Annotated in this window: 27 protein-coding genes; 18 read left to right on the top strand and 9 right to left on the bottom strand. The window is 67.7% G+C overall.

The window, feature by feature from the left end; all coding sequences use genetic code 11:
- Window positions 1-96 precede the first annotated feature (96 nt).
- The 5 genes from ASD55_RS13530 to ASD55_RS13515 all read left to right on the top strand — a co-directional run bounded on the left by ASD55_RS13530 (window position 97) and on the right by ASD55_RS13515 (window position 3,133).
- Window positions 97-285 (top strand): hypothetical protein, encoded by a 189-nt coding sequence (locus ASD55_RS13530; RefSeq protein ID WP_056715608.1) that lies wholly within the window; start codon window positions 97-99, stop codon window positions 283-285.
- Between the two features lie 86 nt (window positions 286-371).
- On the top strand, window positions 372-1,754 hold the full coding sequence (locus ASD55_RS13525) for a cation:proton antiporter (RefSeq protein ID WP_056766844.1): 1,383 nt from the start codon (window positions 372-374) through the stop codon (window positions 1,752-1,754).
- A 204-nt stretch (window positions 1,755-1,958) separates the two neighbouring features.
- The gene (locus tag ASD55_RS18945; protein WP_255357483.1) at window positions 1,959-2,090 is read left to right on the top strand and encodes a hypothetical protein; all 132 of its coding nucleotides are present in this window, start codon (window positions 1,959-1,961) and stop codon (window positions 2,088-2,090) included.
- Window positions 2,091-2,266: 176 nt separating this feature from the next.
- A complete protein-coding gene (locus ASD55_RS13520; protein WP_056766842.1) occupies window positions 2,267-2,935 on the top strand; it encodes a DUF4142 domain-containing protein in 669 nt (222 codons plus the stop codon).
- Window positions 2,936-3,133 (top strand): hypothetical protein, encoded by a 198-nt coding sequence (locus ASD55_RS13515; protein WP_056715563.1) that lies wholly within the window; start codon window positions 2,936-2,938, stop codon window positions 3,131-3,133. It abuts the gene before it with no gap.
- On the opposite strand, the gene ASD55_RS13510 is transcribed toward ASD55_RS13515, so the two are convergent.
- Entirely contained in the window at window positions 3,115-3,741 is a 627-nt protein-coding gene (locus ASD55_RS13510; RefSeq protein ID WP_056715566.1) for a GIY-YIG nuclease family protein, read from the bottom strand. The genes ASD55_RS13515 and ASD55_RS13510 overlap by 19 nt on opposite strands.
- A gap of 134 nt (window positions 3,742-3,875) precedes the next feature.
- Here ASD55_RS13510 and ASD55_RS13505 point away from each other — a divergent pair, with 134 nt between their 5' ends.
- Complete coding sequence (locus tag ASD55_RS13505; protein ID WP_235577817.1) at window positions 3,876-4,460, top strand: NAD(P)H-dependent oxidoreductase; 585 nt, start codon at window positions 3,876-3,878, stop codon at window positions 4,458-4,460.
- Window positions 4,461-4,491: 31 nt separating this feature from the next.
- Here the strand turns inward: ASD55_RS13505 and ASD55_RS13500 are convergent, their stop codons facing one another.
- Together ASD55_RS13500 and ASD55_RS13495 are read right to left on the bottom strand one after the other, a co-directional pair.
- A complete protein-coding gene (locus tag ASD55_RS13500) occupies window positions 4,492-4,725 on the bottom strand; it encodes a hypothetical protein (RefSeq protein ID WP_056766840.1) in 234 nt (77 codons plus the stop codon).
- A gap of 126 nt (window positions 4,726-4,851) precedes the next feature.
- A complete protein-coding gene (locus tag ASD55_RS13495; protein WP_056715577.1) occupies window positions 4,852-5,808 on the bottom strand; it encodes a Ku protein in 957 nt (318 codons plus the stop codon).
- A gap of 208 nt (window positions 5,809-6,016) precedes the next feature.
- Between ASD55_RS13495 and ASD55_RS13490 the strand changes: the two genes are divergently transcribed.
- The gene (locus ASD55_RS13490) at window positions 6,017-7,024 is read left to right on the top strand and encodes an SDR family oxidoreductase (RefSeq protein WP_056766838.1); all 1,008 of its coding nucleotides are present in this window, start codon (window positions 6,017-6,019) and stop codon (window positions 7,022-7,024) included.
- A 12-nt stretch (window positions 7,025-7,036) separates the two neighbouring features.
- Complete coding sequence (gene ligD, locus ASD55_RS13485) at window positions 7,037-9,580, top strand: DNA ligase D (protein ID WP_056766836.1); 2,544 nt, start codon at window positions 7,037-7,039, stop codon at window positions 9,578-9,580.
- A 21-nt stretch (window positions 9,581-9,601) separates the two neighbouring features.
- Here ligD and ASD55_RS13480 read toward each other — a convergent pair whose 3' ends face one another.
- A complete protein-coding gene (locus ASD55_RS13480) occupies window positions 9,602-10,150 on the bottom strand; it encodes a type 1 glutamine amidotransferase domain-containing protein (protein ID WP_056767000.1) in 549 nt (182 codons plus the stop codon).
- Window positions 10,151-10,380: 230 nt separating this feature from the next.
- Between ASD55_RS13480 and ASD55_RS13475 the strand changes: the two genes are divergently transcribed.
- Together ASD55_RS13475 and ASD55_RS18495 are read left to right on the top strand one after the other, a co-directional pair.
- Window positions 10,381-11,034 (top strand): UdgX family uracil-DNA binding protein, encoded by a 654-nt coding sequence (locus tag ASD55_RS13475; RefSeq protein ID WP_056766834.1) that lies wholly within the window; start codon window positions 10,381-10,383, stop codon window positions 11,032-11,034.
- Window positions 11,031-11,171: a hypothetical protein gene (locus ASD55_RS18495; protein WP_157599006.1), complete on the top strand. Its 141-nt coding sequence runs from the start codon at window positions 11,031-11,033 to the stop codon at window positions 11,169-11,171. Before ASD55_RS13475 ends, ASD55_RS18495 begins: the two co-directional genes overlap by 4 nt.
- Window positions 11,172-11,229: 58 nt before the next feature.
- Here the strand turns inward: ASD55_RS18495 and ASD55_RS13470 are convergent, their stop codons facing one another.
- The 4 genes from ASD55_RS13470 to ASD55_RS13455 form a co-directional block, all read right to left on the bottom strand.
- Entirely contained in the window at window positions 11,230-12,291 is a 1,062-nt protein-coding gene (locus tag ASD55_RS13470; RefSeq protein WP_056766832.1) for a DNA topoisomerase IB, read from the bottom strand.
- Between the two features lie 107 nt (window positions 12,292-12,398).
- On the bottom strand, window positions 12,399-12,920 hold the full coding sequence (gene ssb / locus ASD55_RS13465; RefSeq protein ID WP_056766831.1) for a single-stranded DNA-binding protein: 522 nt from the start codon (window positions 12,918-12,920) through the stop codon (window positions 12,399-12,401).
- A 162-nt stretch (window positions 12,921-13,082) separates the two neighbouring features.
- On the bottom strand, window positions 13,083-14,066 hold the full coding sequence (locus ASD55_RS13460; RefSeq protein WP_056766829.1) for a DedA family protein/thiosulfate sulfurtransferase GlpE: 984 nt from the start codon (window positions 14,064-14,066) through the stop codon (window positions 13,083-13,085).
- Between the two features lie 107 nt (window positions 14,067-14,173).
- The gene (locus ASD55_RS13455; RefSeq protein WP_056766827.1) at window positions 14,174-15,376 is read right to left on the bottom strand and encodes an MFS transporter; all 1,203 of its coding nucleotides are present in this window, start codon (window positions 15,374-15,376) and stop codon (window positions 14,174-14,176) included.
- 131 nt (window positions 15,377-15,507) lie between these two features.
- Here ASD55_RS13455 and ASD55_RS13450 point away from each other — a divergent pair, with 131 nt between their 5' ends.
- The 5 genes from ASD55_RS13450 to ASD55_RS13430 all read left to right on the top strand — a co-directional run bounded on the left by ASD55_RS13450 (window position 15,508) and on the right by ASD55_RS13430 (window position 20,563).
- Entirely contained in the window at window positions 15,508-16,509 is a 1,002-nt protein-coding gene (locus tag ASD55_RS13450) for a polyprenyl synthetase family protein (protein WP_056766825.1), read from the top strand.
- 952 nt (window positions 16,510-17,461) lie between these two features.
- Window positions 17,462-18,082, top strand: a complete 621-nt coding sequence (locus ASD55_RS13445; protein ID WP_056766824.1) for a YceI family protein — start codon at window positions 17,462-17,464, stop codon at window positions 18,080-18,082.
- Complete coding sequence (locus tag ASD55_RS13440) at window positions 18,079-18,648, top strand: cytochrome b (protein WP_056713855.1); 570 nt, start codon at window positions 18,079-18,081, stop codon at window positions 18,646-18,648. Before ASD55_RS13445 ends, ASD55_RS13440 begins: the two co-directional genes overlap by 4 nt.
- Window positions 18,645-19,190, top strand: a complete 546-nt coding sequence (locus ASD55_RS13435) for a YceI family protein (protein ID WP_056766822.1) — start codon at window positions 18,645-18,647, stop codon at window positions 19,188-19,190. The genes ASD55_RS13440 and ASD55_RS13435 overlap by 4 nt, the downstream gene beginning before the upstream one ends.
- Before the next feature lie 8 nt (window positions 19,191-19,198).
- On the top strand, window positions 19,199-20,563 hold the full coding sequence (locus ASD55_RS13430) for a GTP-binding protein (RefSeq protein WP_056766820.1): 1,365 nt from the start codon (window positions 19,199-19,201) through the stop codon (window positions 20,561-20,563).
- A 121-nt stretch (window positions 20,564-20,684) separates the two neighbouring features.
- Here the strand turns inward: ASD55_RS13430 and ASD55_RS13425 are convergent, their stop codons facing one another.
- Entirely contained in the window at window positions 20,685-20,915 is a 231-nt protein-coding gene (locus ASD55_RS13425; protein ID WP_056713862.1) for a glutaredoxin family protein, read from the bottom strand.
- 66 nt (window positions 20,916-20,981) lie between these two features.
- On the opposite strand from ASD55_RS13425, the gene ASD55_RS13420 reads away from it, so the two are divergent.
- The 3 genes from ASD55_RS13420 (at window position 20,982) to ASD55_RS13410 (ending at window position 25,033) form a co-directional block, all read left to right on the top strand.
- A complete protein-coding gene (locus ASD55_RS13420; protein ID WP_007807684.1) occupies window positions 20,982-22,364 on the top strand; it encodes an L-serine ammonia-lyase in 1,383 nt (460 codons plus the stop codon).
- Between the two features lie 253 nt (window positions 22,365-22,617).
- Window positions 22,618-24,282 carry an APC family permease gene (locus ASD55_RS13415; protein ID WP_056766818.1) on the top strand — a complete coding sequence of 555 codons (1,665 nt, stop codon included), beginning with the start codon at window positions 22,618-22,620 and terminating at the stop codon, window positions 24,280-24,282.
- A gap of 148 nt (window positions 24,283-24,430) precedes the next feature.
- Window positions 24,431-25,033: a YceI family protein gene (locus ASD55_RS13410; RefSeq protein WP_082542783.1), complete on the top strand. Its 603-nt coding sequence runs from the start codon at window positions 24,431-24,433 to the stop codon at window positions 25,031-25,033.
- Window positions 25,034-25,035: the final 2 nt, after the last annotated feature.

Here is a 25,035-nt window from a genome sequence, read left to right as displayed (position 1 = left end):
CCGCGTGATATTCATGCAATGCCTTCGTGAGTGCCGTCGCCCGGGCCGGCCTCGCGGCTGGATCGAAACTCGGGCATCCGCCACGAGGACTCGCCGATGACTCCGCTGAACAAACTGCTGCGACGCGAACTGGCGATCGACGATCGCCGTTACACGCTGAGCATCGATCCCGCCGGGCTGAAGCTGGTGGAAAAGGGACACCGCAAGGGCGTGACGCTCGCCTGGAAGGATCTGCTCAACGGGGACGCCGCGCTCGCGGCGGCGCTGAAGGCGTCGCTGTCGTAGCGGCGGCTTGCTCTTCGCGCCCGCGTTTGCCGCGAATTTCATGGCGGGGAAGACATGCTCGTGCAGCACCCTCGAACGGCCGCTCCATGAACCTGCTTGGCTGGACCGCATCCATCGGATTCCTCCTGTTGCTGATGTCGCTGGCGTCGGGCTGGATCAGGCATCTGCCGGTGACCACCTTCAGCCTGTACCTCGCCGCCGGCATCGTGGCCGGCCCCTGGTGCCTGAAGCTGCTGGACATCGAGCTCACCGCGCACGCGCACGGCATCGCCCGGCTGACCGAGATCGCGCTGGTGGTGTCGTTGTTCATGACCGGGCTGAAGCTGCGCCTGGGCTTTTCCGATCCGTCCTGGCGCACCGCCGCGCGACTGGCCTTGCCCGCGATGGTGCTGACCGTGGCAGGCGTAGGCGTGGTGGCGCACTGGCTGTTCGCGCTACCGTGGCCACTGGCCATGCTGATTGGCGCGATCCTCGCGCCCACCGATCCGGTGCTGGCCAGCATGGTCGCGGTTGACGACGCCAGCGATCGCGATCGCCTGCGCCTCGCGCTGTCCGGAGAGGCCGGCCTGAACGACGGCACCGCCCTGCCCTTCGTGGTGCTGGCCTTGCTGTTGCTGGGCGACCATGGCTCGGCCACCGCGCTGGGAAAATGGCTGGGTCTGGACTTTGCCTGGCCGCTGGCCGGCGGCCTGAGCATCGGTTTTGCGCTGGGCTGGCTCATCGGCTGGATCGGCGTGCGGATGAAGACCGCCAGCGCGGATGTCACGCCGAATGATGTTCTGGCGCTGGCCCTGATGGCGCTTTCGTATGCCGCGGCCACGGCGCTGTCAGCCTCGGGTTTCCTGGCCGCCTTCGCCGCGGGACTCGGCCTGCGCCACGTGGAGCTGCACGTGGTCAGGCGCCACCCGCATCCGGATCCCGGCAAGGACGACGATCGCGGGACGGCAACCCATCCGCCAGCCGAAGTGCTCATCGATCCCCGCCGCCGCAACCCGGAACAGGCACGCAAGCCGGTGGCGTCGATGGGCATGGTGGTATCGGATGCGCTCTCCTTCGGCGATACGCTTGAGCGGCTGATCGCTGCCGCGCTGGTCTTCCTGCTCGGCGCCGCGTTCGCCAACCACTGGCACCCCGCCGCCGCGCTGCTGGCGCTGCTGCTGTTTGCCGTGGTGCGACCGCTGGCGACCTGGCTCGCCACAATCGGTTCGCAGGTCCCCCGTTCGCGACGCCTGCTGATCGGATGGATCGGCATCCGTGGCATCGGCAGCCTGAACTACCTGGCCTACGCCGCCACGCATGGCCTGGGGTCGACTGCGACATCGGTGGTGGCGGAATTCGTGATCACCACGGTGGTGCTGAGCATCGTCCTGCATGGCATCACCACGCCGCCGCTGATGGCGTGGCGGCAAGCCGGCGTGCATGGGCGTTGCGCATCGACGTCTTCCGTGAACATCTCGCGCGAGTCCTGAACGCGGGTGTTTCATCCACGTTCCGGCGACGCTTTGATTGCGATGCAATCTTCATGCGAGCTTGACAATCAGGGGTCAGCTCCATGCTCGCCAGCCGGGTTCTTCTGGTCGAAGACGACGCCGACATTCGCGAGCTCGCTGTGCTGTCGCTGGATCACGCCGCCTATGAGGTGATCGTGGCGGCAGCCGGATGTCGGCGTCCTGATGAGCGACATGCACCTGGGTCGCGGCAAGATGGAAACTTCGTTCATCCGCACGCTGCGCGACGATGGCCTGCGCAGGTCCATCGTGCCCACCTCGGCCAACAGCGAGCCTTCGCCGAAGCGCGCGAGCTGAACGCGACATTCTGCCCAAGCCCTGCGGTCGACAGACTCTGCTGTCGGTGGTGGCCATGGCCAGCGCCAGTGGTATTCGAGGCGCCGCCCGTCATCGTCATTGCACGCAGGCATCACGCCCGCTTCCCGTGGCAAGCGGTTTCATCAACGCTCCCCATGCAAACGAGGAAGCCCATCATGTTGATGCGACCCTTCATGCGAGCGGCGGCTGGCCTGCTGCTGTGCGGCCTTGCCTTCGCCGCCTGCGCCCAGTCCGGCCGCGACAAGACCCCACTGGGGGCCAACGCCGCGGACAGCAAGTTCATGACTAGCGCCGCCAGCGATGGCATGGCCGAAGTCGCGATGGGGCAGCTTGCGCTGGAAAAGTCCTCCCAGGCCAGCGTGAAACAGCTGGCCCAACGCATCGTGGACGACCACACCATGGCCAATGACAAGCTGCGGGCGTTGGCGCAGGCCAAACAGGTCGCCCTGCCCGCGGCGCCGGGCGACGAGGCGCAACAATCGGCCAGCGCCATGAAGGCGCTCGACGCGAAGAAGTTCGACAAGGCATGGGCCGCGACGATGGTCAAGGATCATCAGAAAGCCGTTGCGCTGTTCACCGCCGAAGCCGGGCGAACGCAGGACCCCGAGGTGCGCGCGTTTGCCCAGGCCACCCTGCCCACGCTGAAGACGCACCTGGAGCTGGCGCGTCAGCTGCAGGATCAGCTGGACATGCCTGCCGCACGGGACGATGCGATGAGCCACCGCGCCGCCATGGACGCCAGCTTCGACCACACTCGCCCGGCTGGCGCCACCACGGCCGCCACCCCCGCGGCGGCCGGCTCGACATCAACCGGGAGCCACTGAATGAACACGACCGACAAGCAGCGTTGCGCCCATCCCGCCTGCACCTGCGCGATTCCCGCCGGTGACGCCTATTGCAGCGAACACTGCCGCAAGCGGGTGGAATCGCCCACCTCCGACCAGTCCTCGGGCTGCCACTGCGGCCACGCCGAATGCCGGGGCAACCAGGCGACGCCGTCGGCTCAGCGCGAGCCGAAATAGTCGGCGCTGCGATACCAGTCCAGCACTTCGACAGGCACCAGCGCGGACAGATCCATGCCAAGCGCTGCGCAGGTGTCCAGCGTATCGCGCAGCGCCGCGGCGCCGCGGCCGCTTCCCGCCATGGCCGGCGCGTTGAAGTATTCGTACTCCAGCGCGTCGAGCATGCGCGCGGACCAACCGAACAGCGCCTCGGCGCGTTCGTCCTGGCGTGCCCGCAGCCACGTGGCCAGCGGCGCGTGCAAGGTGTAGCCCTGCTCGTCGCGCAGCCGGTGCGCCAATGCCTCGGCTTCGGGTGCGATGCCGCGAAACCATTCGGTATACCCCGCCGCGGCCTGGCGCACCACCAGCGGCGCCGGCGCCCGCTGTTCGGCGAACGTGGTGATGAACAGGCGCTCGACCTGGCGGGCCTCGCGCAGGCGTTCGGTGTCGATCAGCAGGCCGCGATCCAGGTCGAAGAACTCGAAGAAGCGCCGATGCAGGGTGCGGAAGCGCTCCAGCGGATCGCGCGAGTAGCCGACCTTGAGGATGTCCTCGTAGCGGCACGGCAGCACGTAAACGAAGGTGCGTCCGCGGCTGACATGACGGGTGGGAGGCGCTTCATCTTCCAAGGGATGTCCTGCTCGCGCGTTCATCGGAGCGTGACAACGCCCGCCCTAGTCTCGGTCGTCATCCCCCAGGCTGCAAGGCAACGATCATGGAAAAACGCGGCGAATCCGCAGCGTCCGGTCTCCGTGCATTCGGCATGAACTGCACGCTCAAGCGTGGTCCGGAAACCTCGTCGACCCAGAAGATCCTCGACCAGGTTCTGCAGGACCTGCACTCGTTCGGCGTCGACATATCCGATACCCGCGTCGTCGACCACGACGTCAGGCCGGGCGTGAAGACCGACGAAGGCGACGGCGACGCGTGGCCTGCGCTGCGCCGCAAGGTGCTGGACGCCAACATCCTGGTGCTCGCCACGCCGATCTGGATGGGCCAGCCTTCCAGCGTGGCCAAGCGCGTGCTGGAACGGATGGACGCGTTCCTGGGCGAAATCGATGAACAGGGGCGCTATCCCACCTTCGGCCGCGTCGCGGTGGTCGCCGTGGTGGGTAACGAGGACGGCGCGCATCATGTGACCGCGGAGCTCTACCAGGCGCTGGCCGACGTGGGTTTCACGATCCCCGGCGGCAGCTCCGCCTACTGGGTCGGCGAGGCGATGGGCAGCGTCAACTACGTCGATCTCGAGAAGACGCCGCCGAAACTCGCCGACACGATCCGCACGCTGGCCTGCAATGCCGCGCATCTGGCGGGCTTGTTGAAGCAACATCCCTACCCGGCACCGTGACGGCTTTGGCGCGCGGCAGCGGCGGCGTTTCTCAGGTGGCATCCGACGGGGAATGACCCGTGTTGGCGTGACCCGTATAAGCGGCCATGTCTGCGTCCCTGCCCGCTTTCACGGGCGGGTCTTTCGGCCGGTCCGGGGGCGTGAGCTCCTGTCCGTCATCGCCTTCCCTGCGCTGCCGCTCCGTGAGCTGGTCCGCTCCGCCCAGGGTATCCCTGCTGTTGCCGGTGTCCGCAGCGCCGGCCTGTGGCAGATTCGTGTTGCCCATGGTGTTTCTCCGTGAGACTGAAAACCAGGGCAAACAGTATGGCGCTCCCGTCGTTGCCGAAGCGTGCATGTCGAGGATGCTTCTGCCGGATGGATCGACGCGTCGTCGGCATGCCCGCACGAACGCTCAACCTGCCTTGCGGGTGGCCGCGCGCTTTTTGGCAGGCGTTTTTTTAGCGGCGGACTTCTTCCCTGCCGTCGACTTGCCCGCCGGCTTGTCCGTGCTCTTGCCGCGGGCGGTTTTGCCGGCGGATTTCGCCGCGGTCTTCTTCGCGGGCGTGCGCTTGTTGCTTGCCAGGCTCTTCTGCAGCAGCGACATGAAGTCGACCACGTTGGTGGTGGCGTTCTCCGGCATGTCGGCTTCGTCTTCCGATTCGGTGGTCACCACACCCTTCGACTTCATCCGCTTCTCGATCACCTTGCGCAGGCGGTCGCGGAATTCGTCGCGGTACTCGGCCGGATTCCACTCGTCGCTCATCGATTCGATCAGCTGTTCGGCCATCTGGATCTCCCTGGGCGAGATCCGGTATTGCGACGCGGCGCCTTCGGGAATCTTGTAATCCTCCGCGTCGACCAGCTCCTGCGGATAGCGCAGCAGCATCAGCACCAGCGCATTGCCGCGCGGCATCACCGCGGAAAGATATTCGCGGGTGCGGATCACCACCCGCGCGATGCCGATGCGGCCGGTGCGCTTGAGCACTTCGCGCAGCAGCACGTAGCCCTTCTCCGCCTTCTTGCCGGGCACCAGGAAGTACGGCTTCTCGAAATACTCGGGGCCGATCGAATCGGCCTCGACGAAGGCCTTCACGTCGACCACCTCGCGTCCGTCGGCGGCGGCGGACTTGATGTCCTCCGGCTCCAGCACGACGTAGCTTCCCTTGGCGTATTCGAAGGCCTTGACGATCTCCTTCCACGGCACCTCTTCGCCGGTTTCGGCATTGACGCGCTCGTAGCGCACCGGCGTGTTGCTGCGGCTGTCCAGCATGCGGAAATGCAGGTCGACGCTGCGCTCGCCGGACATCAGCGACACGGGGACGTTGAGCAGGCCGAACGAAAGGGTTCCGGTCCAGATGGGACGTGCCATGCGGGCGCTCTCCGGCGAGGGTTGGTTGGACCAGAACGCCGGCGCGTCGCGTTCCCACGCCGACGGCGGCACAACCTGGCGTTGAGCGCGGACTATCGCGGGGCGCGCGTGGACGCGCTGTCAAATGCGCCCTGACCCTTGCTTCACCTGTGGCGTACGCCGTAGCCGCTAGCGTGGTTTCCATCCCCACGCAACGGAGTACCGAACCATGGCAGCAACCACGCGCACCGCCAAAGCGGCCAGGGCGACGGTGGAGCGCCAGCGTGCGATCCAGGCCGCGACCGATCGCGACGACCAGCGCAAGAAGGCGTCCAAGGGTCCGGCGTCGAAGAAGGCAGCTCCGCAAAAGCCGACGGCCACAACGAAGAAGCCGGCAAACCCGCTGCCGCGGCAGCACCAGAAAAAGCCTGGCAGCGAACAGGACCTCGACCCGCGCCCCCAGTTCATGGCGCCCAACTACGCCGGCTCGGGCAAGCTGGCCGGCATGTCCGCCCTGATCACCGGCGGCGACTCCGGCATCGGGCGGGCGGTGGCGGTGCTGTTCGCCCGCGAAGGCGCCGACGTGGCCATCGTCTACCTGAGCGAGCATGCCGATGCCGAGGAAACCCGTGACTACGTCGAGGGCGAAGGCCAGCGTTGCCTGCTGATTCCGGGCGACGTCAGGGACCCGGCGTTCTGCCGCAAGGCGGTGGCGAAGACGGTGAAGGCGTTCGGCAAGCTGTCCGTGCTGGTCAACAACGCCGCGTTCCAGGAACACGCCGATTCGATCGAGGACATCACCGACGCGCATTTCGACGAGACCCTGCGCACCAATCTGTACGGCTATTTCCAGATGGCCAGGGCCGCCTCGCCGCACCTGGGCAGCGGCTGCTCGATCATCAACACCGGTTCGGAGACCGGGCTGTTCGGCAATGACAAGCTGCTCGACTATTCGATGACCAAGGGCGGCATCCACGCGTTCACCAAAGCGCTGGCCTCGAACATGGTGTCGCGCGGCATCCGGGTGAACGCCGTCGCGCCCGGCCCGGTGTGGACGCCGCTGAATCCCGCCGACCAGCCGGCCGAACGCGTGCGCGAGTTCGGCAAGTCCAGCGCGATGGGTCGCCCCGCGCAACCGGAGGAACTCGCCCCCGCCTACGTCTTTCTCGCCGCGCCCTCGTGCGCCAGCTACATCTCCGGCGCAGTGCTGCCGGTGATGGGCGGACCGACCAGCTGACCCGGAGCGATCATGGGCAACCTGCGGGATTACCAGCGCAAGCGTGACTTTTCGAAGACGCGCGAACCGGCCGACAACGCACCGGGCAAGGCCAACGGCCGGGCCATCTTCGTGGTGCAACTGCATCACGCCAGCCGCCGCCATTTCGACTTCCGCCTGCAGGTCGGCGATACGCTGAAGAGCTGGGCGGTGCCCAAGGGCCCCAGCTACGACCCCGAGGTGAAACGCCTGGCGGTGGAGGTGGAGGATCACCCGATTTCCTACGCGGGTTTCGAGGGCGACATCGAACACGGCTACGGCAAGGGCCACGTCGACCAGTTCGATCTGGGCGTGTGGACCACCGAGGGCGACGCCGAGGCGCAGTTGCTGAAGGGTCACCTGCGCTTCGAGCTGTTCGGCAAGCGGCTCAAGGGTGGCTGGCACCTGGTGCGAAGCGGGCGCAAGGAGCGCCAGCCCGCGTGGTTCCTGATCAAGGCGAAAGACGCGTTCGCCGGCGACGTGGAAGCGGACGACCTGCTCGACGCGAAGATGACCCGCAGCACCCGCGCCGCCGCGAAAACGCCGGCCACCCGGGCGGCAGCGAAAAAGTCCACCGCGCGCAGGAAGGCCGTGCCGAAAGGAAGGAAGTTGCCGCGGCTGCGCCTGGCGAAGGCCGCCGCCGCGCTGGACGGCGCGCGCCCGGCCACGCCCGGCGCGGAGTTCTTTAAGCCCGAGCTGGCGCGCCTGCGCGAGTTTCCGCCCGAGGGCGAGCAATGGCTGCACGAGGTGAAGTGGGACGGCTACCGCATCCTTGCCGCGATCGCCGACGGCGAGGTGAGGCTGTGGTCGCGCAATGCGCTGGCGTGGAACGATCGCCTGCCCGACATCGTGCAGGCGCTGGAATCACTGGGGCTGCAATCCGCCCGGCTCGACGGCGAACTGATCGCGCTCGATCCGCGCGGGCACAGCGACTTCAACGGCCTGCAGGCGACGCTGTCCGGCGAGGCGCAGTTGCCGCTGGTCTACATGCTGTTCGACCTGCCCCACCTCGAAGGCAGCGACCTGTCGCGGGTAAGCCTGCTGGAGCGCAAGGAGCTGCTGCAGCAGCTGCTGGCCCACGCACCGAAACACCTGGCCTTCAGCAGCCATGCGATCGGTGACGGCGAAGGCGCGTTCCGGATGGCCACCGAGCAGCAGCTGGAAGGGATCATCTCCAAGCGCGTGGATTCATCTTACCGGCCCGGCCGCGGCGACGACTGGCTGAAGATCAAGCGGCTGGAAAGCGACGAGTTCGCGGTGGTCGGCTACACGCCGCCCAAGGGCAGCCGCAGCGGTTTCGGCTCGCTGCTGCTGGCCAGGCCCGACCCGTCGGTGAAGGACGGCTGGGTGTACGTGGGCCGCGTGGGCACCGGCTTCAGCGACGAACAACTGCGGCAACTGGGCAAGACGCTTGCCGACAAGGGCAGCAGGAAGCCCACCGTGAAACTCGCCGCGATCGACCCGTTGCTGCGCGACGCGCACTGGGTCGAGCCGAAGGCCGTGGCCGAGGTGTATTACCGCGGCATCGGCAACAAGAACCTGTTGCGCCAACCGAGCCTGAAGACCATGCGTACCGACAAGACCGCCGCCGACCTGACCGACTCCGACCGCACCCCTTCCGCGCCCGCCGCCAGGACGTCCACTCGTCGCAAGCGCGCCAGGGCCGCCGACATCACCATCACCCACCCCGATCGCGTGGTGTATCCCGAGGACGGCATCACCAAGCAGGACGTGGCCGACTACTACGCCAGCGTGATGAGATGGTTCCTGCCCGGCGTGGTGGATCGGCCCACCTCGGTGATCCGTTGCCCGGAAGGCACCGAGAAGGCCTGCTTCTTCCAGAAGCACATGATCCAGGGACTGAAGCACGTGGGCAGCGCGAAGCTGAAGGAAGAGTCCGGCGCCCAGGCCACCTACATCTATCCGCGCGATGCCGATTCGGTGATCGAACTGGTGCAGTTCGGCGCGCTGGAATTCCATCCCTGGGGCGCGACCATCGCGCAGCCGGACAAGGCCGACCGCGTGGTGTTCGATCTCGACCCCGGCGAGGACGTGGCCTGGGATCGCGTGGTGGCCGCCGCGCGGCTGGTGCACAAGCTGCTGGCGCAACTGGGGCTGGAATCGTTCCTGCGCACCACCGGCGGCAAGGGCCTGCACGTGGTGGTGCCGCTCAACCCCGGTTGTCCATGGCCGCAGGCAAAGGGCTTCGCCCAGGCCTTCGCCAGCTCGCTGGCGCAGGCCCATCCGCTGGAGTTCATCGCCACCGCCAGCAAGGCGCGGCGGGGCGGCCTGATCTACATCGACTACCTGCGCAACAGCCGCGGCGCCACCAGCGTGGCCTCGTACTCGCTGCGCGCGCGAACCGGCGCGCCGGTGGCGATGCCGCTGCGCTGGAACGAACTGGGCAAGCTGAAAAGCGGCCATGACTTCGACATCCACTCCACGCCGAAACGGCTGGCGCGGCTGCGCAGCGATCCGTGGGAAAGCATCGACGAGCTGCGGCAGAACCTCGACGAAGTGATGGACAAGCTCGGCTGAATCCCGCCTTCGGCAATGGCCCTACGCGGTGGCGCTCAGTGCGTCGATGATGGCGTCGGCGAAGGCCGGGATGTCACCGGGCTTGCGGCTGGTGATCAGCTGGCCATCGCGCACGACTTCGCTGTCCTGCCAGTGCGCGCCGGCATTTTCCAGGTCCTTGCGCAGCGAGGGCCACGAGGTGACCTGGCGGTTCCTGACCAGGCCGGCGTCGATCAGCGTCCACGGCCCATGGCAGATCGCCGCCACCGGCTTGCCCGCGTCGTCGAAGGCCTTGATCAGGGCGATGGCGGCCGGTTCCAGCCGCAGCTTGTCCGGGTTCATCACGCCGCCGGGCAGCACGATCGCGTCGTACGGTTCGGGCGTGGCGTCTTTCAGCGCCACGTCCACGGCCACCTGCTCGCCCCAGTCGCCCTTGCTCCAGCCCTTGATCCGGCTGGCGCCACCGGGCGCGATCACGTCGGTCTGCGCGCCGGCCTGTTCCAGCAGGCGCTTCGGCTCGGTCAGTTCGGACTGCTCGAAGCCGTCGGTGGCGAGGATGGCGATGCGGCGACCGGTGAGATTGAAAGACATGACGTGCTCCATGATCGAAAGCCGCAGCATGTTCGACGGGCCGTACAGTCGATGTCGCCTTGCCGTGAGCAGCACGTGACCGGTGCAGGCGCCGAGCGCGTTGACAGCCCATGCACCGGTGGCCTGCGATGGTGCGGACGCGCCGCGGCGACCGTGGCGCGGAAGCTTCGTATCCCCGACCTGCACGGGCACAGCGACATGTCGATCTCACTGCCGATGGGGTTCCGCTCGTGATTGCGCTGGCAAAACCCGTCGAGCACGTGCCCACGGGCCGCCTGGCGACCTTGCGTCGCAAGGCGGCGGATTGCCGCGACTGTCCGCTGTGGCGCCATGCCACGCAGACCGTGTTCGGCCAGGGGCCGGCCCGCGCGCCAGCCATGCTGATCGGCGAACAGCCCGGCGCACAGGAGGACCTGGCCGGCGCACCGTTCGTGGGGCCGGCAGGGCAACTGCTCGACCGGGCGATGGCCGAGGCGGGGCTCGATCGCCGGGCGCTCTATCTCACCAACACCGTCAAGCATTTCAAGTACGAGCTGCGCGGCAAGGCGCGCCTGCACAAGCGCGCGAACGCCGCCGAGCAGGCCGCATGTCGCCAATGGCTGGCGGCGGAACTGGACCGGGTGCAGCCGCGCCTGGTCGTGGGCCTGGGCGCGATGGCGGCGCAGACGCTGTTCGGCAATGCGTTCCGCATCAGCACGCAGCGGGGGCAATGGCGCGACCTGGCCTCGCCGGTGCGCGGACTGGCCACCTGGCATCCGTCGGCGGTGCTGCGGATGCCGCGCGAGGAGCGCCGCCACGCGGCCTACCTCGAACTGGTCGCCGACCTGCACCAGGTGGCGCTGGCCCTGGCCGCGCTGGCCCGGCAAACCGGAGCGACGCGATGAATCGCCGGCGAGTGGCCTTGCGGGTGTTGCTGCTGGGCCTGATCGCGGTGCTGGCTGCCGGGTTCTACCTGGCCATCACCCACCAGGAGGCGCGTCCGGACGACCGTTCGCCGACGAGCCCCAGCCCGCAGCCCTGAGCCGCCAACGGCGCGGCTTCAACGCGTCGACCGTGCGAGCCCCTGTTGGAAGCCGAAGCTAACCGGCACGCAGGAAGCGCAGCACCCGCTGCTCCAGCTGGCGCGGATGCGCCGCGACGGCCGGCGGAATCGCCCGTTGCAGGCTGCCGTCCAGCCACCCTTCCAGTACGCGCGGATGGATGTAGGAACCGCGGCACACGGCCGGCGTGTTGCCCAGGATCGCGGCGACCTCGGCGACGGCTTTCGCCAGTGCGCTGCGGCGCGCCTGCTCGCCACCCTTGCGCGGCACAGGCGTGCCGGCGAGGATGCGCGCCGCGTGCACGGTGCCGCCCCAGGTGCGGAAATCCTTGGCGCTGAATTCATGCTCCTGGCCATTGCCGCAGGCCGCATGCAGATAGTCGTTGACCATCCCCGAATCCACCGGCTGGCGCTGGCCATCGTCATCGATGTACTGGAACAGTCGCTGCCCGGGCAGTTGCTGCACGCGGCGCACGATCCGCACCAGTCGCCGGTCACCCAGCTCCACCTCGCGCTCCTGCCCGCTCTTGCCCCGGAACGCGAAGCGCAGCCGCCCGCGCTGCGCGCGCACGTGGCGCGTGCGCAAGGTGGTGAGCCCGTAGCTGCGGTTGTCGCGGGTGTAGCAGTCGTTGCCGATGCGGATCAGGGTGTCGTCGAGCAGGCGCACCAGCAGGGCCAGCAGCTTGTCGCGGGGCAGGCCGTCCACGGCCAGGTCCCGCCGCACGCGCCGGCGCAACGCGGGCAGCACCTTGCCGAAGGCCATGATCCGGTCGAACTTGCCCAGGTCGCGGTACTCGCGCCAGCGCGGGTGATAGCGATACTGCTTGCGCCCGCGGGCGTCGTAGCCGGTGGCCTGCAGGTGGCCGCGCGGATGGCTGCAGATCCACACGCGGGTATACGCCGGCGGTATCGCCAGCGCGCGGATGCGTACCAGCTCGTCGCGATCCGTCACCGGCCGGCCATCCGCATCGTGGTAACTGAAACCCTTACCCCGCCGTCGCCGGCTCAGGCCCGGCTGCGCATCGCTGACATGGACCAGACCCATCGCACGCGTTTCGATTCGCGGGTCGGGAACGTTCGCATGCGCAGGATCTGTGGCCATTCGCGCCGAGTATGCGCAGGCCGGGTCAACGACAGGTGAGCCGCGCCGCGCAAAGAAAAAGCCCATGCAGTGCATGGGCTTTCCGGCTTGCCGCAGGGTGGCGCGGATCAGAACGGAATTTCGTCGTCCGCAAAACCGCTGTCGGCCGGAGCCGGCGCCTGCCGCGACTGGTTGCCGTAGTTGTCGCCACCGCGCGACTGCGACTGGCCGCCACCGTAGTTGCCGCCGCCCTGGCGCTGGCCGCCGCTCTGCGGACGCTCGCGCTGGTAGCCACCGCCACCGCCGCCGCCTTCGTTGCTGCCCAGCATCTGCATCTCGCTGGCGATGATGTCGGTGAAGTATTTCTCGACGCCGTCCTTGCCGGTGAACTTGTCGGTGCGGATCGAGCCTTCGATGTAGACCTGGCGACCCTTCTTCAGGTACTCGGCGGCGATTTCGCCGAGGCGGCCGAAGATCTTGATCCGGTGCCACTCGGTGCGTTCCTGCTTCTCGCCGGACTGCTTGTCGGTCCAGGATTCGGAAGTGGCCAGGCTGAAGCTGCAGATGCTGGTGCCGCTGCCGGTGCTGCGCAGTTCGGGGTCGGAGCCCAGGTTGCCGACCAGGATGACCTTGTTGACGCCACGTGCCATGGATGTGTCCTCGGTTGAGCCGGCCGCAAATTTTTCGATGGGTTGCGGGCGGAGTGATGAAACTGGCTGGCCATGATACCTGCGCCGCGGGACGAATCCACCGCCCCGGCCCGGAAATCCGTACGCCCGCGCCGGGGCGGGCTGTCTGCCCCGGGCGGAAGTTCAGGCCGGCAGATCGGCCGTCTGCGGGTCGGCCATCCCGGACGGCGGCGGCAGCCGCTCGATGCCGTAGCCGGCCGCGTCCCAGGCCTCCAGCCCGCCCAGCAGCGGACGCACCCGCCGGTAGCCCTGGCCGATCAGCACCTTGGCCACGCGGGCGGCGGAGACCTCGTTGGGGCAATTGCAGTAGACCACCAGTTCGTGGTCGAACGGGATGTCGTTCACGCTGCGGTCGATGCCGTGCTCGTCCAGCAGCAGGGCGCCGGGCAGCATCCGGGTATCGAGCAGGCGCGAGCCCGGCGCCCGCACGTCCAGCACCACCGGCGCCCGGGCGGACTGCATCGCCTGATGCAGTTCGTCCACCGAGATGCGCGCCATGCGCAGCGTGCGCAGCAACTGCCGGCGCTGCCACCAGCGCGCCAGCACGTACAGCGCCAGCAGCACCAGCATCGCCTCCAGCGCCAGCGTGCCGGCGTTGGCGATCGCGGCCAGCAGGTCGTCGATCTGGGCCGCGAACGCATAGCCCAGCCCGATCGCCACCGCGGCCCACAGCGCCGAGCCGATGCCGTCGAACAGCAGGAACCTGGAAAGCGGCAGGCCCATCGCACCGGTCAGCGGCGGCGCCACCGTGGCCAGCCCGGGAACGAACTTGGCGATCAGCAGGATCTGTCCGCGCCAGCGCTGGAAGTGCAGCTCGGAGCGCTCCACGCAGGAATCGGGCGACAGCGAAATGCGGCACAGCAGGCGCATCACGCCGCCGCCGTAACGCCGCCCCGCGGCAAACCACACCGCGTCGCTGAGCAGCGCGGCGGCCACCGCGACCGGCAACACCGCAGCCACGCTCAGCTGCCCGCCGGCCACCAGCGCACCGGCCACCACCAGGGTCGGCACCGCCGGCAGCGGCGCGCCCAGTTGGGTCACCAGCACATTGAGGAACACCAGCAGCACGCCGTATTGCGCCATCAGCGCGATGATTTCATGAGCCATCGGAGCGGTACTCCATGCAGCGAAGTCGCCGTGGCAACATCATTGGGCCGCCGATCCGTCATTGCAAACCCGGCGCAGTCCGAACGCCGGCGGTGCCGGGATGGCCGCTACGCGGGTTGGGCTTCGCCTGCGGCCTGGCGGCCCATCCGGCGCGCGCCGGCGATCACCAGCGGCAGCCACAGCACGGTGAACGCCGCGGCGCAGACGAACACGCCATCCGGCCCGAGCCGGCCCAGCGCCATGCCGCCCAGGGTGCCGCCCACGAAGGCGCCGATGAACTGGCTGGTCGAGTACGCGCCCATCGCGGCGCCGCGCAAATGCTCCGGCGCCAGCCGCGAGACCAGGCTGGGCAGTGCGGCCTCCAGCAGGTTGAAGGCAGAGAAGAACACCGCGGCGGCCACGCCGAACGCGGCCAGGTGGCTGCCCGAGAACGCGAAACCCAGCAGGGCCAGCCCGATCGCCACCACGCAGACCATCACGATGCGCAGGCTTTGGGCCACCTCGCGCATGTGGTGCAGGCTCGCGCCCATCACGAAGGCCGCCACCGTCATCACCGGCAGGTACAACTCCCAGTGCCGGCTCACCGGCAGGTGCAAGGTGTTCGCCAGCAGCAGCGGCAGGCCCACGAAGCTGGCGGTGAGCAGCGCATGCAGGAAGAACACCGAGCCGTTCAGCACCAGCATGCGGCCATCGCGCAGCATCGCCAGCACGGCGCCGAAGCCCGCCGCGGCGGGCGCCCGCGCACGTTCCGGCGTGGGCACGATCAGCCACAGCAGGATCAGCGACAGCAAGGCCAGCATCGAAGTGGCGCCGAACAGGCCGGGCAGCCCGGCGATCGCCTCCAGCGGCGGCCCCAGGATCAGCGCCAGCAGGAAGGCCAGCCCGATCGACACGCCGATGATGCCCATCGCCTTGCCGCGGTTCTCCTCGGCGGTGAGGTCGGCCACCAGGGCGATGCCGGCGCCCGCCACCGCACCCATGCCCTGCACCGCGCGACCGATCACGATGCCGGTGAGCGTGTGCGACATCGCCGCGATCAGTCCACCGATGGCGAACAGGATCAGGCCCAGGGTGATCGCCGGCTTGCGTCCGATGCGGTCGGACAGCAGCCCCAGCGGGATCTGCAGCAGCACCTGGCCGATGCCGTAGACGCCCAGCGCCAGTCCGATCATGAAGCCGGTGGAGCCGGGCATCGTCTTCGCGTACAGCGAGAACACCGGCATGATCAGGAACAGCCCGAACAGGCGCAGGCTGATCACGCAGGCCAGGGTCAGCGCGCTGCGCAGTTCGGGACGCGAGAGTTTGCTCACCGGAAGTCGGACATCGAGAAAGTCATGGCCGGCATTATAAGGGGAGGCCTTGTCACCCGTTTGCGGCGACATGTCGCGGCGCAGGTTCCTGCAGCCCGTATAATCGCGGTCTACGCCGCTGTGATGCCTCCATGAATTCGATGCCCGCCGACGCTCCCCGACCCGCCGACTTCGCCCAGGTGCGCGACCTCGCCGCCGCCGACATGCAGCGGGTCGACGCGTTGATCCGCCAGCGGCTGTCCTCCGACGTGGTGCTGATCAACCAGATCGCCGACCACATCATCGCCTCCGGCGGCAAGCGGCTGCGCCCGATGCTGCACGTGCTGGCCGCCGGCGCTGCCGGCTACCGCGGCGAGCACCACACCAAGCTCGCCGCGATCATCGAGTTCATCCACACCTCCACCTTGCTGCACGACGACGTGGTCGACGAATCCGACCTGCGCCGCGGCCGCAAGACCGCCAACGCGCTGTGGGGCAACGCCGCCAGCGTGCTGGTCGGCGACTTCCTGTACTCGCGCTCGTTCCAGCTGATGGTGGAACTGGACGACATGCGCATCATGCGCATCCTTGCCGACACCACCAACACCATCGCCGAAGGCGAAGTGCTGCAGCTGCTCAACATCGGCAACGCCGACGTCAGCGAGGCGGCGTATCTCGCCGTGATCGAACGCAAGACCGCCGTGCTGTTCGCCGCCGCCACCGAACTGGGCGGCATCCTCGGCGGCCTGCCGGAAAACCAGATCGCCGCGCTGCGCCGCTACGGCATGGAGCTGGGCTACGCCTTCCAGATCGCCGACGACCTGCTCGACTACACCAGCGACGCCGGCACCCTGGGCAAGAACATCGGCGACGACCTCGCCGAAGGCAAGCCGACCCTGCCGCTGATCTACGCACTGGAAAGAGCCAGCCCGGAACAGGCGCAATCGCTGCGTCACGCGATCGAACACGGCGGTCTCGATTCGCTGGACCGCATCATCGCCGCCATCGGCGAATCGGGGGCGCTGGAGCGCACCCGCGAGCGCGCCCTGCAGCATGCCGACGCAGCGCGTGACGCGCTGGCCATCCTCGCGCCTTCGGCGCACCGCGACGCGCTGGCCACCCTGGCCGACTACTCGGTGCAGCGCACGTTCTGAGTCGCCATCGGGGCGCTGCGCGTTTGCACGATGCCTGTTCGCAAGCTCGCACTTTTTGCGCCGCCACTGCGCACCGCATCTGGCCGAATATCTGCTCGCACATCTTTGGGGGCGCACCTCCACCCTAGTCATTCTGGCGAAGGCCGGAATGCAAGAGCTCAAGTGCAGAGCGGTCGATCGCCTGCGGCGACCGAGTCACTTTTCTCTTGTGTGGCCAAGAGAAAAGTAACCCAAAGAGAAGGCCACCCCGATGGCGCGCCTTCCGGGCATCCTGCCCTCCAGGTGCGCGGGCGGGCTACGGGGGTTCGCCGACAGTCCATCCATGGACTGACGTCGAACTGGCCGGCATCCCTGCCGGCCACCCCTGCGGGGCCTTTCCTCCGCCCGCCCGCCGCGCCATAGGGGCCCCGGGTAAAGCAGCGCGCTCCAAGCGCGCACTCGGTGATGAAGCTGAAAAGCAAAGGCAAAAACCAGAGCCTAGGCAAAAGCTCCGGGTCGCCGCAGCTCTGCTCTTGATCCGGCTCTTCTGAAAAGTACGCGCAGGATGCGCGTCGCTCTACCCGGGGCCCCTCTGCAGCGGCGAGGCGGGGGCGACAGGCCGCGTAGCGGGCTTGCGGACAGGATGTCCGCAAGGCGCGGAAGCGGGGTGGCCTTTCTCTTGGGTTACTTTCTCTTTGGCCACTCAAAGAGAAAGTGACTCGCCCTCCGTAGGAGGACGAAAGCTCTGCTCTGATGCACAAGGGCGCGGAAAAGCATCAAGCGCAATTCCCACCTTCGTCGGAATGAGGAACGCGCGGGGCGCCGTTACAAGGGGGCAGCAGGCATCGCCTCGTTCCAACCGAAGCCGGGCGCAGGATACGCCCCTCACCCGCCTCCGTGGGATCACCAGAGAAACCCACCGTTCACCCCCTGATGCTGGCAGCCGCGCCGCCGATCGGCCAGACTTCGCCCCATGTCCTGCTTGCGCCCAACCCGCTGGCTGTGGTGCCTTGCGGCAATGCTGTTGCCGCTGGCGGCGGCGCGTGCCGCGGAAAATACCTGGCGTTATGACACTGTGCACAGCCAGGTCGTCTTCAGCATCAGCCACAACGGCTACTCGCGGCCGTTCGGACGGCTGCACATCGCGCGCGGCTGGCTGCGTTTCGATCCGCAGGACTGGAGCAGCGCCGCGACCGAGCTTGATATCGACCTGGCTGGTGTCGACATGGGCGATGCCGACTGGAACAAGGCCGTGTGCAAGTCGTCCCTGCTGGATTGCGCGCGCCGGCGCCAGGCGCATTTCGTCAGCACCGGTGTCGAGCGCAAGGATGAGCGGCACGGCGTGCTGCATGGCCAGTTGACCCTGCACGGCGTCACCCGGCCGCTGGACCTGGCGTTCACCTTCAACCGGGCGGCCAGGACGATTTACGAAACCCATGAAGTCATCGGCTTCTCGGCCACCGCGATGCTCGACCGCAACGACTACGGCATCACCGCCAACCCCAACTCGATCGGCGCGCAGGTCAGCGTGTGGCTGGAGCTGGAGGCCGTCCGTGATGACCACGCCATGCCATCCAACAAGGAGAATCCATGAGCCTGCGCAGCAACGAACGCCAATGGGGCTCGGTCGCGAAGTTCTTCCACTGGACCATCGCGCTGGCGATCCTCGGCAACGGCACGTTCGGCCTGCTGATGGACCTGGCCCACTCGCCGATGCAGAAGATCAACTGGCTGGCCCTGCACAAGTCGATCGGCCTCACCGTGCTGGCCTTGGTGCTGCTGCGCGTGCTCTGGCGCTGGCGCGACGGTCGCCCACTGGAAGAGGCGGCGCCGCGCTGGCAGCAATGGAGCGCGCGCATCGTGCACGCGCTGTTGTACCTGCTGATCGTGGCGATTCCGCTCAGCGGCTGGTGGTTCAACTCGGTCACCGGCAAGCCGCTGCAATGGTTCAAGCAGTTCAACCTGCCCGCGCTGGCGGCGAAGAACGACGAGTTGCGCCACTTCGCGCATGGCGTGCACGAGTACCTGTTCTGGTTCCTCATCCTGGTGCTGGTGGCACACGTCGGCGCCGCGCTGAAGCATCATGTGTTCGACAACGACAACGTGCTGCGCCGGATGCTGCCATTTGGCCGTCCGACTTCCGAAGGAGACCGCTCATGAAACGATTCGCCATCCTGCTCGCCCTCGCCCTGCCCGGCATCGCCGCGGCCACCGACTACACCGTGCAGCCGGCGTCCAGCACGCTCGGCTTCAGCAACACCTTCCAGGGCGAATCATTCGACGGCCGCTTCGGCCAGTGGACCGCCGCAATCAGCTACGACGCCGCGAACCTCGCCAGCTCGAAGTTCGACGTCGAGGTGGACCTGGCCAGCGTGAAGACCGGCGACAGCGATCGCGACAGCGCCCTGCCCGGCTCGGATTTCTTCGACGTGGCGAAATTCCCCAAGGCACACTTCGTCACCACCGGCTTCCGCCAGGTCGGCAGCAAGGTGATTGCCGATGGCACGCTCACCCTGCACGGTATCAGCAAGCCGGTGAGCCTGGACGTGACGTTCAAGCCGCAGGCCAGCGGCGCCACGCTGGACGTGGCCGGCACGGTGAAGCGGCTGGACTTCGGCGTGGGCACCGGTGATTACGCCGACACCTCGGTGATCGGCGGCGACGTGAAGGTCACCGCGCATCTGCAGCTGGCGGCGAAGTAAGCCGCACGATGCCGAACGACAGCCTGTGGCGGCGCTTGCGCGGATGGGTCGGCAGCGGCCGTGCCGAACGGGCCACCACGCCGCCTGCGCGCGCGAACGCCGGCTCCGCCCAGGTGGCCGACAGCCTGCGCGCCCTGCTGGATGACCCGGGCATTCCGGCGTCGGTACGCAGCGAACTGGCCGCGGATTTCAGCCGCATCGAGCAGATGCTGGACAAGCTCCAGCGCGGCGAACTGCACGTGGCCGTGTTCGGCCGCGTCTCCGCGGGCAAGTCGGCGCTGGGCAATGCCTTGCTGGGCCGCGAGGCGTTCACCGTGGGCGTCCTGCACGGCACCACCACCGATGCCGAGCACGCCCTGCTCGATGAGGCCCAGCACGACGGCCTGGTGCTGATCGACACGCCCGGCATCAACGAACTCGACGGCGAGGCCCGCGAAAAACTCGCGTTCGAGGTGGCCGAGGTCAGCGACCTGGTGATCTTCGTCTGCGATGGCGACCTTACCCGCGAAGAACTCGACGCGCTGAAAAATCTCGCCGCGACCCAGCGCCCGCTGCTGCTGGCGCTGAACAAGGCCGACCGCTACGGCCGCGACGAACTGGACGGCCTGCTCGAACACCTGCGCCTGCGCGTGGCCGGGCTGGTGCGCGCCGAAGACGTGCTGGCGGTAGCGGCCCACCCGGCCCCGCAACGCGTGGTCGAAGTCGACGCCCGCGGCCACGAACAGCAACGCGAGCAAGCGCGCACGCCGGACGTCGCCGCGCTGCGCGAGCGCCTGCTGGCGATCGCCGCCCGCGAAGGCAAGACGCTGTCGGCGATCAACGCCGGCCTGTACGCCGGCCGGCTCACCGACCAGGTCAGCGCGCGCATCGCCGAAACCCGCAAGGCGGTGGCGGCAAAACTGATCCATCACTACTGCATCGCCAAGGGCGTCGCGGTCGCGCTGAACCCGATCCCGGTCGCCGACCTGCTGGCCGCCGCGGGACTGGATGCGGCGATGGTGGTGCAACTGTCACGCGTCTACGGCCTGCCGCTGACCCGCGCCGAATCCGGCCGGCTGGTCGCGGTGATCTCCGCCCAGCTGGCTGCCCTGATGGGCGCGATCTGGGGCATGCAACTGGTCGCCTCGGCCTTGAAAGGCGTCAGCGCCGGTCTGTCCGTCGTGGTCACCGCCGCGGCGCAGGGCGCGCTAGGCTGGTACGCCACCGTGCTGATCGGCCGCGCCGCGGAGCGTTATCTGGTCGGCGGAAAGTCCTGGGGCGAAGCGGGCGCCAAACGCGCCGTCGCCGACATCGTGGCCAGCCTAGATCGCGATTCGATCTTGCGCGAGGCGCGCGAGGAAATCCTGAAGCGCTTGAAAAGCCGGCGCGGGTAGCCGCTTTGCTCCTCCCCCTGCTTGCAGGGGGAGGTTGGGAGGGGGTTAGGCTTTTGACTTTGCAACCACGATCAAGAGCGAACCCCACCCCTACCCTCCCCTGCTGCGCAGGGGAGGGAGCTCACTTCGCCAGGAACGTGCGCACCGCGGCCGCATCGAACGGCCAGTCCAGCTCGCGCCCGTCGCGCGTATCGCGCAGCACCGGCACGCGGGTGCCATAGCGCTGCTCCAGTTCGGCCGAATCGTCCACCCATTCGCTGTCGAACTCCGGCGCGCGCGCCTCGGCCATCACCGCCAGGGCGAGGTCGCACAAGTGACAATAATCACGCTGGTACAGGATCAGGTCAGACATGCGGCTGCGAATGGCTGGGGACGCCGCGTAGAATAACCGGTCAACCCACACCCAAGCAGCGCACTTATGGCCGTCAGCGTATTCGACCTGTTCAAGATCGGCATCGGACCCTCCTCCTCGCACACCGTGGGCCCGATGCGTGCCGCCGCGCGTTTTGCCGAGCGCTGGCTGGACGAGAAGGGCGTACTCGACCGCGTGACCCGGGTACGCGCCGAGCTGTACGGCTCGCTGGCGATGACCGGCCGCGGCCACGGCACCGACAAGGCCGTGCTGCTGGGCTTCGAGGGCCAGCATCCGGACACCGTCGACGCCGACCAGATCCCCGCGGCGCTGGAGCGCATCCGCGGCACCGGTCGCATCCGCCTGCTCGGCAGCCACGAGATCGCGTTCGACGAGAAATCCGACCTGGTCTTCAACAAGCGCCAGAAGCTGCCGTTCCACACCAACGGCATGCGCTTCTCCGCCTACGACGCCGACGGCAACGAACTGGCCAGCCGCGACTACTACTCCGTCGGCGGCGGCTTCGTGGTCAACACCGACGAGGCGGCCGAAGACCGCATCGTGGCGGACACCACCGCCCAGCCCTACCCGTTCACCAGCGGCGACGAAATGCTGGCGCTGTGCAAGCAGCACAAGCTCACCATCGCCCAACTGATGATGGCGAACGAAAGCGTGTGGCGCCCGGAGGCGGAAACCCGCGCCGGCCTGCTGACCATCTGGCAGGCGATGAAGGACTGCGTCGAACGCGGCCTGCGCTCACCCGGCACCCTGCCCGGCGGCCTGAAAGTGACCCGTCGCGCACCGGCGATGCTGGAAGACCTGCGCAACCAGCCCGAGGCCGCGCTGAAAGATCCGCTGACCATCCTCGACTGGGTCAACCTCTACGCACTGGCCGTCAACGAGGAAAACGCCGCCGGCGGCCGCGTGGTCACCGCACCCACCAATGGCGCGGCCGGCATCATCCCCGCGGTCGGCCACTACTACCTGCGCTTCTGCCCCAAGGCCGACGACGAAGGCATCATCGAATACCTGCTCACCGCCGCCGCCATCGGCATCCTGTACAAGGAAAACGCCTCGATCTCCGGCGCCGAAGTCGGCTGCCAGGGCGAAGTCGGCGTCGCCTGCTCGATGGCCGCCGGCGGCCTCACCGCCGCGCTCGGCGGCAACGTGATGCAGGTCGAGAACGCCGCCGAAATCGGCATGGAACACAACCTCGGCCTCACCTGCGACCCGATCGGCGGCCTGGTGCAGATCCCCTGCATCGAACGCAACGCGATGGGCTCGGTAAAAGCCATCAACGCCAGCCGCATGGCGCTGAAGAGCGACGGCAAGCACCGCGTGTCGCTGGACAAGGTGATCAAGACCATGCGCGATACGGGGCGCGACATGAAGGACAAGTACAAGGAAACCTCGCGCGGCGGGTTGGCGGTCAACGTCATCGAGTGCTGAGGCTGAGTCGCGGAATTTCCGCCGACAAAAGCGAAGGGCTTTCGGGTGCCGCAGGCACCCGAAAGCTTCGGCTCTCGATCATTGCGATAACAACCGACGCGCAGCGGCTCAAGAAGCCGGATCAAGAGCCTTCCTTTCCCCCAGGAAAGGGAGCAAAACAGGCTTCATGACCACCGACAGGTGACATCCGCCGCCCGATTCTGCAACCATCGCCCCCTTTACGGCGTGCTCCGCGCCGCCACGGGAACCCTTCATGACCCAAGAACGCGCGATCCGCCGCGACGTCGGCCCATTCGCCCTGATGCTTACCGGCCTGGGCTCCATCATCGGTTCGGGCTGGTTGTTCGGCGCCTGGCGCGCCGCGCAGATCGCCGGCCCCGGCGCGATCTGGGCGTGGGTGCTGGGCGCGGCGATCATCATGACGATTGCGCTGACCTATGCCGAGCTGGGCGCGATGTTCCCCGAGTCCGGTGGCATGGTGCGCTACGGTCATTACTCGCACGGCTCGCTGGTCGGCTTCATCGCGGCGTGGGCGAACTGGATCGCGATCGTCTCGGTGATCTCGGTGGAGGCCGAGGCGTCGGCGCAGTACATGTCGTCGTGGAAGTGGCAGTGGGCGAAGGATCTGTATCACTCGGTGCCCGGTGGTCACGGTGAGTTGAGCACCAATGGCCTGCTGATCGCCGCCGCGCTGGTGGTGATGTATTTCCTATTCAACTTCTGGAGCGTGAAGCTGTTCGCCCGCTCGAACACGGCGATCACGCTGTTCAAGCTGGTCATCCCCGCGCTCACCGCGGTGCTGCTGATGATGACCGGCTTCCACCCGGAGAACTTCAGCGTCGGCATCCACGGCGAGCTGCACAAGACCGATTTCCCGTCGATCCTCACCGCGGTGGCGATCGCCGGCATCGTGTTCAGCTTCAACGGTTTCCAGAGCCCGGTGAACCTGGCCGGCGAAGCGCGCAACCCGGGTCGCAGCATTCCGTTCGCGATCGTCTGCTCGATCGCGCTGGCCACCGTGGTCTACGTGCTGCTGCAGGTCTCGTTCATCGGCGCGGTGCCGCGCGAGATGCTGGCCAACGTGGGCTGGCACGGCATCGACTTCTCGTCGCCGTTCGCGGATCTGGCGATCATCCTGGGCCTGCAGTGGCTGGCAACCTTGCTGTTCATCGACGCGGTGATCAGCCCCAGCGGCACCGGCATGACCTACACCGCCACCACCGCGCGCATGCTCTACGGCATGGAGCGCAACGGCACGCTGCCGAAGATCCTGGGCCGGGTGCATCCGAAGTGGGGCGTGCCGCGCCCGGCGATGTGGGTAAACCTGGCGGTGTCGTTCCTGTTCCTGTTCTTCTTCCGCGGCTGGGGTTCGCTGGCGGCGGTGATCTCGGTGGCCACGATCATCTCCTACCTCACCGGTCCGGTCAGCGTGATGACGCTGCGGCGCACCGCACCGGAACTGCACCGTCCGTTCCGGCTGTCCGGCCTGCCGATCCTGGCCGGCATCGCCTTCATCATGTCGACCGAGCTGCTGTACTGGGCGAAGTGGCCGCTGACCGGCGAGATCATCCTGCTGATGGTGGTCGCGCTGCCGGTGTACTTCTACTACCAGGCCAAGGCCGGCTGGCACGACTTCGGCCGCCAGATGAAGGGCGCCTGGTGGCTGGTCTGCTACCTGCCCGCGCTGGCCGCGGTGTCGTGGGCCGGCAGCACCACCTTCGGCGGCAAGGGTTACCTGCCGTACGGCTGGGACCTGCTGCTGGTCGCGGTGATCGGCCTGGCGTTCTACCTGTGGGGCGTGAAGTCCGGCTGGCGCACGCCGTCGGTGGAGGCGGCGCGGATGGAAGCGCATGACGATCCGGATGCGCCGCTGGTGCCGCCGGACGAGGAAACCGCCGAGCGGGTCACCGGGCACTGAAAACGGCCCCTTCGTTCCACCACAGCGCGCAGCCATCGGCTGCGCGTTTTTGTTTTTGTGCCGCGCCCATGTCGAAAATGCCCGTGGCCATTCGTCGCCATGGCAGACCCGCGCAAACCGCCACGCCGCCCAACCCGAGGAATCACCCATGTCACCCAAGGCCTGTCGTTCGCTCAACACGCTGTGCTTCGCCGCCCTGCTCGCCTTCGGCTCGGCGGTCAGCGCCGCCACGGTCAAGTACAACATCGATCCCGATCACACCTATCCCAGCTTCGAGGCCGACCACATGGGCGGGTTGTCGGTGTGGCGCGGCAAGTTCAACCACAGCAGCGGCACGGTGATGCTGGACAAGGCCGCCGGCACCGGCACGGTGGACGTCACCGTCGACATGAAGAGCGCCGACTTCGGCCAGGACCGGCTCAACGCCGGCACCCAGGGCGAGGAACTGTTCGACACGGCGAAGTACCCGCAGGCGCACTACACCGGCAAGCTGGTCGACTTCGTCAACGGCGCGCCGACCCGGGTCAGCGGTCAGCTGACCCTGCACGGTGTCACCCATCCGCTGGACCTGAAGATCAACAGCTTCAAGTGCATGCCGCACCCGATGTTCAAGCGCGAGGTCTGCGGTGCCGATGCGCTGGCCACGTTCAAGCGCGACGCGTACGGCATGGACGCAGGCAAGGCCTACGGTTTCGACATGACGGTGACCTTGCGCATCCAGGTCGAGGCAATCGCCGCACCGGCAAGCTGAGC

The sequence above is a fragment of the Rhodanobacter sp. Root561 genome (assembly GCF_001427365.1).
Classification (GTDB): Bacteria; Pseudomonadota; Gammaproteobacteria; order Xanthomonadales; family Rhodanobacteraceae; genus Rhodanobacter.
The sequence above is the reverse complement of the archived record's forward strand: the minus strand, read 5'-3'. Positions and strand labels throughout refer to the sequence as shown.

Coding starts and splice junctions, on each gene's coding strand:
- ASD55_RS13470 (WP_056766832.1), bottom strand. CDS start 12,291: ATGGCCACAGATCCTGCGCATGCGAACGTTCCCGACCCGCGAATCGAA.
- ASD55_RS13520 (WP_056766842.1), top strand. CDS start 2,267: ATGTTGATGCGACCCTTCATGCGAGCGGCGGCTGGCCTGCTGCTGTGC.
- ssb (WP_056766831.1), bottom strand. CDS start 12,920: ATGGCACGTGGCGTCAACAAGGTCATCCTGGTCGGCAACCTGGGCTCC.
- ASD55_RS13525 (WP_056766844.1), top strand. CDS start 372: ATGAACCTGCTTGGCTGGACCGCATCCATCGGATTCCTCCTGTTGCTG.
- ASD55_RS13410 (WP_082542783.1), top strand. CDS start 24,431: ATGTCACCCAAGGCCTGTCGTTCGCTCAACACGCTGTGCTTCGCCGCC.
- ASD55_RS18495 (WP_157599006.1), top strand. CDS start 11,031: ATGAATCGCCGGCGAGTGGCCTTGCGGGTGTTGCTGCTGGGCCTGATC.
- ASD55_RS13420 (WP_007807684.1), top strand. CDS start 20,982: ATGGCCGTCAGCGTATTCGACCTGTTCAAGATCGGCATCGGACCCTCC.
- ASD55_RS13515 (WP_056715563.1), top strand. CDS start 2,936: ATGAACACGACCGACAAGCAGCGTTGCGCCCATCCCGCCTGCACCTGC.
- ASD55_RS13445 (WP_056766824.1), top strand. CDS start 17,462: ATGTCCTGCTTGCGCCCAACCCGCTGGCTGTGGTGCCTTGCGGCAATG.
- ASD55_RS13505 (WP_235577817.1), top strand. CDS start 3,876: ATGAACTGCACGCTCAAGCGTGGTCCGGAAACCTCGTCGACCCAGAAG.
- ASD55_RS13440 (WP_056713855.1), top strand. CDS start 18,079: ATGAGCCTGCGCAGCAACGAACGCCAATGGGGCTCGGTCGCGAAGTTC.
- ASD55_RS13500 (WP_056766840.1), bottom strand. CDS start 4,725: ATGGGCAACACGAATCTGCCACAGGCCGGCGCTGCGGACACCGGCAAC.
- ASD55_RS13435 (WP_056766822.1), top strand. CDS start 18,645: ATGAAACGATTCGCCATCCTGCTCGCCCTCGCCCTGCCCGGCATCGCC.
- ASD55_RS13415 (WP_056766818.1), top strand. CDS start 22,618: ATGACCCAAGAACGCGCGATCCGCCGCGACGTCGGCCCATTCGCCCTG.
- ASD55_RS13495 (WP_056715577.1), bottom strand. CDS start 5,808: ATGGCACGTCCCATCTGGACCGGAACCCTTTCGTTCGGCCTGCTCAAC.
- ASD55_RS13430 (WP_056766820.1), top strand. CDS start 19,199: ATGCCGAACGACAGCCTGTGGCGGCGCTTGCGCGGATGGGTCGGCAGC.
- ASD55_RS13530 (WP_056715608.1), top strand. CDS start 97: ATGACTCCGCTGAACAAACTGCTGCGACGCGAACTGGCGATCGACGAT.
- ASD55_RS13460 (WP_056766829.1), bottom strand. CDS start 14,066: ATGGCTCATGAAATCATCGCGCTGATGGCGCAATACGGCGTGCTGCTG.
- ligD (WP_056766836.1), top strand. CDS start 7,037: ATGGGCAACCTGCGGGATTACCAGCGCAAGCGTGACTTTTCGAAGACG.
- ASD55_RS13450 (WP_056766825.1), top strand. CDS start 15,508: ATGAATTCGATGCCCGCCGACGCTCCCCGACCCGCCGACTTCGCCCAG.
- ASD55_RS13490 (WP_056766838.1), top strand. CDS start 6,017: ATGGCAGCAACCACGCGCACCGCCAAAGCGGCCAGGGCGACGGTGGAG.
- ASD55_RS13480 (WP_056767000.1), bottom strand. CDS start 10,150: ATGTCTTTCAATCTCACCGGTCGCCGCATCGCCATCCTCGCCACCGAC.
- ASD55_RS13425 (WP_056713862.1), bottom strand. CDS start 20,915: ATGTCTGACCTGATCCTGTACCAGCGTGATTATTGTCACTTGTGCGAC.
- ASD55_RS18945 (WP_255357483.1), top strand. CDS start 1,959: ATGAGCGACATGCACCTGGGTCGCGGCAAGATGGAAACTTCGTTCATC.